The sequence below is a fragment of the Sinorhizobium sp. 7-81 genome (assembly GCF_030124405.1).
GTDB classification, from domain to species: Bacteria; Pseudomonadota; Alphaproteobacteria; order Rhizobiales; family Rhizobiaceae; genus Sinorhizobium; species Sinorhizobium psoraleae.
Map to the genome: position 1 here is coordinate 1 of NZ_JASKLT010000095.1, position 400 is coordinate 400.

1 pseudogene is annotated in these 400 nt (G+C 66.5%); it reads left to right on the top strand.

Annotated features, from left to right (window positions below):
* Positions 1 to 400: pseudogene (locus QN224_RS33660) on the top strand (ISNCY family transposase); the annotation flags it as partial.

Here is a 400-nt window from a genome sequence, read left to right on the forward strand (position 1 = left end):
ATCGATCCATGAGCCGAGCGACAGCAGCCTGTTATGGGACGCTGTCCGGGTGATGGTGCGACTGTTGCAGCAGGCTGATGCACTGGGTCACGCCATCCCGTGGCACGATCACTGCCGCGCGGCGAAGAAGCGGGCTCGGGCGATCGAGTATACCCGCGGTCGCCCCAAACGGGTTCAGCACTACCGCGCGCTGCTTAGGATCGCCCGGAACACCCTGGATTATCTGCAGCAGGCGGCGGCACATTTGCCGCTGGCGGCGGGTCCGGCGGTCGAACTCTGGTAGGCGCAAGTCTGCCGCTATAAGCCGCTAATCGAGCGGATCATTGCCCAGACCGAGCGGCGGGTCCTGGCCGGCGAGGCGGTGCCGGCTGGCGAGAAGCTGGCGAGCCTGTTCGAGCCG